This window comes from Rickettsiales endosymbiont of Peranema trichophorum (genome assembly GCF_004210275.1).
Classification (GTDB): Bacteria; Pseudomonadota; Alphaproteobacteria; order Rickettsiales; family Midichloriaceae; genus RICK02.
The window spans coordinates 1-5,031 of the sequence record NZ_SCFA01000048.1; the positions used below are offsets into that span (position 1 = coordinate 1).

Annotated in this window: 4 protein-coding genes; 1 reads left to right on the forward strand and 3 read right to left on the reverse strand. The window is 40.1% G+C overall.

Features of this window, described 5'->3' with window-relative positions:
- Positions 1–23: 23 nt before the first annotated feature.
- The 3 genes from EDM53_RS06130 to EDM53_RS02260 all read right to left on the reverse strand — a co-directional run bounded on the left by EDM53_RS06130 (position 24) and on the right by EDM53_RS02260 (position 4,028).
- Positions 24–194 carry a hypothetical protein gene (locus tag EDM53_RS06130; RefSeq protein ID WP_165379508.1) on the reverse strand — a complete coding sequence of 57 codons (171 nt, stop codon included), beginning with the start codon at positions 192–194 and terminating at the stop codon, positions 24–26.
- 242 nt (positions 195–436) lie between these two features.
- Positions 437–2,743, reverse strand: coding sequence for a hypothetical protein (locus tag EDM53_RS02255; RefSeq protein WP_130122017.1), 2,307 nt, complete (start codon positions 2,741–2,743; stop codon positions 437–439).
- A 16-nt stretch (positions 2,744–2,759) separates the two neighbouring features.
- Positions 2,760–4,028, reverse strand: a complete 1,269-nt coding sequence (locus tag EDM53_RS02260) for a hypothetical protein (RefSeq protein ID WP_130122019.1) — start codon at positions 4,026–4,028, stop codon at positions 2,760–2,762.
- Between the two features lie 267 nt (positions 4,029–4,295).
- Here EDM53_RS02260 and EDM53_RS02265 point away from each other — a divergent pair, with 267 nt between their 5' ends.
- Positions 4,296–4,583, forward strand: coding sequence for a hypothetical protein (locus EDM53_RS02265; RefSeq protein ID WP_130122021.1), 288 nt, complete (start codon positions 4,296–4,298; stop codon positions 4,581–4,583).
- Positions 4,584–5,031 lie beyond the last annotated feature (448 nt).

Genomic DNA, 5,031 nt, shown 5'->3' on the forward strand with positions numbered 1-5,031 from the left:
TTTTTTCCAAATCACGCTAATTCCTACAATTTTACCCCTTCCAGTTCGCCAAATCCACGTTTCTGTAATTTAAACCACCAATCTACCAAATCTCGTAATTTGTATAGTTTGTTTTTGTGGTTCAATACATCTGCAAACTTAATGCAAAATAATCTTCCTTGTTTTTGACTAAAAACTTTGTTTTCTATTGGCATATCTGATATGTAAAATCCATAAGCTTTCTGCCTATCTAATACACTTCTCTTATGGATTTTCAATCCATTTCATCAACTCAATCCCTCATATCATCTCCTCTACACCATTTCTGACGGGGAGACTACTCAGAGGTCTTTAATTTTGAATACATTCACCAACAGTTGTCACAGGCTCAAGCATTCTTTGTCTATCTCCAATGCCCCTCCATATAGGAGGATACCATCTATGCACTAAAATTAGGTTACTTTGTTCTTACCGAATCCTGTCCCACCCCAAAAGCGACTCGCTCTTGATGTGTCGTGTGTGTGGTTCGCACTCTCAATGCATCCATTTCATCAACTTTCACACCTTTATCCACTAACTCAGACTTCACATTCCTTTCATGCGACTTTCCTATAGGGCACAACACGTTGTACCCTTTACTCACTATGTCTGATATTTGCGAGACCATGTATGCTTCTCTTGCCTTGTTGTAGGCATTTGACTCTTCTACAGTTCCATTGGGCAAATACTTACCAGGCAGGCCTTTACCTTCTATGCCTATTATTGGAATACCACGCTCTTGTGCCAGACTGTAAAGTTCTGCGTCCTTATAAATTGGTGTGTTTTCTATACCAGCTGGTAGAGCTATCTTGTCCTTTTGAAGAGCGCTTTTATTGTGTTCCAGTATCTTTGATAACAGTATCACATCTTTCATACCTAAATTCTCTCCCTCCTGCTTGCGTTCCAGACATATTACCGTCTTAGGAGGGAGTTGGTTGTCCTGTATTGAGGAAATAATATTGTCGATGTTTTCGGAATGGTCCAGAACATGCTCAGATTCTGGAATGAGTGTGACTACAGGATGTCGATCCCTTTCCCTTCCTATCTTTTCAACCCATTTACCAATATGTCTCTCTTTGCTTGCTCCGCTCACTTCGATCTTGCGATGATCAACCTGAGCCTGAAGCACTGAATCTAGGATCATATTTTGTATCTGACCCTTCTGCACCTCATTAAGTTTTATAAGGTTGTGCTGAAAAATTGAACTCTGATACAGCTTCCCCTCCTCCATAGACGACTTCTCATATCTCGTGAGATTGCTTTGTTGATGATCTAGCATGTTCCACCGCGTTGGACCCATAGCTGGTGGCAGGTTGTCAGGATCCGGTGGGGGCATATCCGTAGTCGATTGCACGTTATAAGAATCTAGTGGAGGTATACTCATAGCCGGTGGCATGTCGTCAGGATCCGGTGTGGGTATGTGACTTTGTTGAGGCTCTGACTTTATCTTCCATCTCTTTCTGTCGCGCGCTTCACTACTTGCTGCATTCTTCAAAGCTTCAAAGTCACCTGTTCTCTGTTTTCCTTCTCGCTCCATATTCTCTTTCTTATCACGCGCTTTGCGGTATAACTTATTAGTATATTTATTCAACAACCTTGTATCTGAAGCCACATTCATTGAAGGAGCATAAAACCCCTTAGGGAAATGATCATGAGAAATAGCACTGACGTTGATTGTTACACCTTCATCTTTCAAGACTTCTTGCTCTGTGGTACAGCCTACACAGCAAAAAGATTCACCTGGATTCGCATTTGCTATTCCAACGTTAAATACCTTAGCAGTAGGATGCTTCTCCCTCATATAAGGTATAGATTTTAGGTCAGTGTGTATACCACACTTCTCAATATAACCTTGTTCCACCTCTGATAATATTACAACTTCCTTGTCCTGTAGTAGATCAATATTTTGTTCGAGATTTCTGAGCTCTTTCGGGGAAAACATCCGGTTAGTAACCGCATGTATTAATTGTGGGTTCGTTAGTGTTCCTGTTCCAGCTACACAGTGCTGCAGCTCCGTTATCTCCTGTAGTTGATTAGTATCTCCTTCTACCATCTCTTCTACCATTTGAGTGATGATGTTCGTTAATCTACTATTCTTCATTCTGTACATAGCTTGAAATAGATCCTTCTCAACGATTCTGTCAATTACTTGACACATCAATTCTTCTGACATATTGATGGGTATTTCGCTTCCAGCACGACAATTGTTGACACAGGCTCTCAAACTGCTTGCTGTACTACCCCTATTCGCTTGTTCCAGCTCTCCCGCAATCTGCATGATAGTGGCTATGAGTTCTTCGTTTTTTGCACTATACATCGTTTGGAAGCGGTTTATCTTATCATCCGCTCTACTCGCCATGCTAAGATTGTCTAATGCCCCAAGTACGTGCCCTATTCCAGCAACTCTGGCTTGTTTCTTATCCGCTTCATCAGCAAATGCCACGCACAAAATACTGCCAGGTTGTTCATGGCACTCGGTCACTGATGTATAAGGAGTACTGGAGAGTGCCTTAGCAATCGTGTTTAATGCTGCTAGTCTACTATTAAGAGCAGCTCCTAGATCAACATTAATATGGTCACCAGATCCGAAACTGACAGGTGGTGCCAGCACACCATTCTTTATTGCTGCTTCTTTATGGAATATACTGTCCAAATTATTATACACATTGGCTTTCGCGAAAGTGTTGTAGGCTCCTGAATCAGCTTTCCTCCATCCCCCCTTCATATATCCACCTGTTAATTTAATGTGTCATAACTTCTTCATAATTCAATGTTGTGATCTCATTAACACCAAAATCATACTGTTGGGTTACCTCTTGTAATACTAATGTGCTATAGACCGAAATGGTCCTAGCAGTGCTGAAATCACACATCATGACATCAACGTGTCTTGCTTCTAAGTCGATGTCATCAGGTCTACTGGATAGCACATGATCAGATTTTGCTTTCTCTTCTATTTCATACATTCCATCCTGATAATGTCTATGCTCCCGTTCAAACATTCTTTCAATTTTTTCTTTAAATAGGTTTATTTCCAACACAGATGAAACGTATTGAGTCCTTATTGATTCCAACAACACTTGTACGGGATGTGAATCCATAACATATGCTTGCAACCAACTCGGTAATTCTTCTAGCCACTCTAAAATTCGATCTACGAGCAACTTGAGATCCTCAGTTTTGCAACTGCCTGCTGTACTGCTGTGGTGTTTGCCACCACTCTGAGTTGCCTGATACAGACTCAACTCCTCATCGTGACAGCTGTTTTCTTCTCCACATCTTATACTGGGATTACCTTCTTTATTTACTGTTCCATCTCCATCACCGTCCAGAGCCTTTTGTCCTCCAGGACTGTCCTCACTTTCTTCATCGTCTGCAGCACCATCTTGCTTCTTTTCAACATATTGTACCCCAATACCATTACTTTGCTCTTGCTTGTCTCTGTAATCCTTGATGTATGTTGCTGCATCAAAAGTATCATGAAAAGTCCTTTCAAGTGCGTCTAGCGATTCTTTAGTATAAAGAGCGTCTAGAAAATATCTCCTAAAGTACTCTACTTGCTCATCTATGCTCACCTCCCAACGTGATAAGCTAACACCAGCACGCGTTAATAGAAAATCATACCCTTCCAGATCTACTAACGGTATTGTATTTTTGTGCCGTGCTAAATACTCTAGTACAGTTCCAAAAATGCTCCCGTCTGCACTCTGTATCATGCTATCAATGTCTATAAAGTGTATCAGATACCCGATTGGGCTGTAATTAATAACATCGATTATCGTTAATATGTTTTCCGTATGGGGCATGTAGAGAATCTTGTGCACCACATCCTGTCTGTCATACATCATCGCCCTATTTAATGCTAAACTCAGCGTATCATCTCGCCCAACACCCTCGTGAGCAGCCACAAATTTTGCTACAAATTCCTCTACATCTCTATTTTCTAAACTTTTACAAAAATCTTCAAATTCGCTACGGCTCATTCTAATATTTAACTTTCTTGGTTTCATATGTTTGACCACTAATTAGTTGATTAACTATTGTTATATACCATTCTATCGATTATATCACAAAAATTTGCTAAACAACAAACGTTATAGGTGCGCCAGGAGAAGACTGGTTTAACAAGAAGGTGGAATTCCTTTTCGGAGAAGGTGTAACTAACCGACCGGAATTGAGTTCTGCGCCGAAAGCAGTAATGAGGTGCCCCCCAAAACTGTACAGTTGATTAAGAGAAGAAAGGTGTATAAAAGTAACCAGAAAGGAAGGTATAAAAAATGTCTAAAATAAGAAAGGTTCACCCCAAAAGTGTAAAGTTCAAAGCAGCAATAGCAATGGTAAAAGGTGATAGGACACTGGCGGAACTAGTCCAGTTATATAGCGTTAACCAAAGTGTGTTACACCGTTGGAAAAAAGAACTACTGGATAAAGGTGAGTCAATATTCGCTAATAAGAACGAGGCCCCCACTTCCCAAACCGCTACAATAGAAAGTCTACAGCGCAAAATAGGTGAGATGGCTATGGAGATTGATTTTTTAAAAAAAGTGTACAGTCATCTTCCTTAGATTTCAAACGTAGTTGTTTGCAACATAGGGGTAAACTGTCTTTGCAGAAGTGCTGTACTTTGCTGTGTGTTAATCGGTCCAGTACTTACTATAAGCATGTTTTACCTGAGAAGTTTTATGCACTATTTATACCATTTTTTATGGATTTTGAAACCTGTATAGTCTCTTTATGAGGCGGTGTGGATTAATCACAAATGAATTTGGTTCTAATTGCCAGATTTTTATGATAAATTCATAGGGAGTAAGCCCTTTGAGGGTTTTGGGGCTTTTAGCGAAGTTATACCGTCCATCTGTCAAAAATCTAGATTTTGAATATCTGTATTAGAGTGCTGGTCTCAATTCCCGTGCAATTTATGTTTTTTGGCTAAGACTTAGAGCTTGTTTTCAAACATAGATTAAGCAGATTTTCTCCTGAGAATTAATCGATTAATTGCTAAGTAAATCATGT